Source organism: Halococcus morrhuae DSM 1307 (assembly GCF_000336695.1).
In the GTDB taxonomy this organism is placed as follows: domain Archaea; phylum Halobacteriota; class Halobacteria; order Halobacteriales; family Halococcaceae; genus Halococcus; species Halococcus morrhuae.
Map to the genome: position 1 here is coordinate 1 of NZ_AOMC01000039.1, position 1,817 is coordinate 1,817.

Below are 1,817 nucleotides of genomic sequence, written 5' to 3' on the forward strand. Positions count from 1 at the left end.
GTACGCCACGTCGGCGACCCGGTACTCGCTGCCGTGGCCGGGATGACTATCGGAGCGACGACCACTGATACGTCAGTGACGCTCGCCGGAGGGACACAACTCGTCGCCGCTGCCGCGCTCGCTCGGCATGCAGGCGTGGACACGGCACTCTCGGTCGCGACGACCTCCTTCATTGCCGACGACGAGACGGTACGTATGAACGAACTGGCGAACGACCTCTCGTTGGACGTGACCGTCACCGACCCGGGCTTCCATCATCGTAACCATTCGGCGATGAACCCGTACATTGCCGGTGAGGCCAAGGAAGGCGTCGGGATGGGCGGCGCATTGGCGCTGGCCGACCGCGCTGGTATATCGATGGCGGACGTACGCGAGCAGGTCGTTGCCGTGTATGATCGACTTGTGGTCGACGAGTCCCTGTAGTGTCCGCCAAAGATTTCGTCGGCGCTATCTGCCTGACGATCAACTAGGTGAGATGAAACTTGCTCAGTGTAGCTTCAATCGTACTCTCACTAGTCCACCTCAAGCGGAACGGGATAGAGCTGGCGTAGTTTGATTCGGGCGTCATCAGTGGTGAACTGCCAGTCAATCAGCCCATCAGCAGCGTTACGACGATCTTGCCACGCAGCGACCTCCGACCGGAGGGTCGCTGCGTGATAGATTCGCCGGTCGAGACACTGGCGTTTGAGTGTGCCAATCTCGATTTCGGCCATATTCAGCCAGCTGCCGTGCTTTGGCGTGTAGTGAAACTCGAATCGATCGAGATAGGCGTGTGCTTCATCCGGTGGGAAGAACCGATAGAACGCTGCAGGATTGTGTGTATTGAGGTTATCGAGCACCACCCGGATGCAGTCCCCATCCGGGTAGTGCTCATCGGCGAGTTCGACCATTCGATCGATCCACTCGCAGGTTCGCCGTTTTTCGGTGATCTCGACGTTGACCCAGCCAGTTAGTGGTTCGGTGGCGAGATGGAGCTTTTTCTTGCCGTTGCGTTTGTAGTGAGTATCGACACGTGCGACCGCTCCCGGTTCTGCCGGGAGCGGGTCGCGTTTGTGGCCGCGAAGCGCCTTGCTGGTTTCGTCAAAGCAGACAACTGGCCGCTTCTCATCGTATGGCTCATGGTAGATATCGAGAACGTCCTCCATGTGGTAAACGAACTGACCGTCGTCTTCAGCGGGAATCACCCAGTAATCGTAGAGATGTGGTTTGAGGGTGTTTTTTTAGACGCCGTCTCACGGTTTCGTGAGAGATCGACTCAAAGTCGATCTCGTCGAGGGTAACGAGTTCGTCGGCGAGAAGGTGAAGCGTCCAACGAGCGCACCCTTCTGGTGGGTCGCTACAGGCGAGTTTGATGAGGCGTGCTTCAGCATCCCGTCGAGTTTGCGCTCGTATTCGCGATCGGGCTTACGGCGATGAATCGCCGCAATCCCTCGTTCGGAGTAGTTTTTGCGCGCCTTGTATGGGGTTCCGATACTACAGCCGACGTGCTCACAGATCTCCGCATCTGTGAGCCCGTCGTCAGCTTTCAGAAGAATTCGCGCCCGCGTATTGTCCTCTGCCTTGCGTTCACCAGTCGAGATGAACCACTCGAGTGTTCTGCGTTCTTCGTCAGAGAGATCAACGACGTGCTTCTTTCTGCTCATTCCTCTACATACGCGGTCAGAGACGATAAACTAGCGAGTACAAATGTGAAGCTACACTGAGTGGACCATCCAGTAAATCCGTACCCAGATAGAACTGCAACGTTATCTCCTCTCAGCCCCTCTATATGGGTGTTCTCTGTGAGCCCGTCTAAGAATTCCGCACTACCCGTCACC

General features: G+C 56.7%; 1 protein-coding gene and 3 pseudogenes. 1 reads left to right on the forward strand and 3 read right to left on the reverse strand.

The genetic code is table 11. The features are described 5' to 3' along the window. Positions 1-423: pseudogene (locus tag C448_RS01935) on the forward strand (TIGR00303 family protein); the annotation flags it as partial. Between the two features lie 89 nt (positions 424-512). On the opposite strand, the pseudogene C448_RS16500 reads toward C448_RS01935, so the two are convergent. From C448_RS16500 to C448_RS17025, 3 genes and pseudogenes are all read right to left on the reverse strand, one after another. Next, positions 513-1,205, reverse strand: a pseudogene (locus C448_RS16500) (IS630 family transposase); the annotation flags it as partial. After that, positions 1,171-1,392 carry a helix-turn-helix domain-containing protein gene (locus tag C448_RS17020; protein WP_394294940.1) on the reverse strand — a complete coding sequence of 74 codons (222 nt, stop codon included), beginning with the start codon at positions 1,390-1,392 and terminating at the stop codon, positions 1,171-1,173. The gene C448_RS17020 and the pseudogene C448_RS16500, both read right to left, overlap by 35 nt. Then, positions 1,386-1,643: pseudogene (locus C448_RS17025) on the reverse strand (helix-turn-helix domain-containing protein); the annotation flags it as partial. The pseudogene C448_RS17025 and the gene C448_RS17020, both read right to left, overlap by 7 nt. Positions 1,644-1,817: the final 174 nt, after the last annotated feature.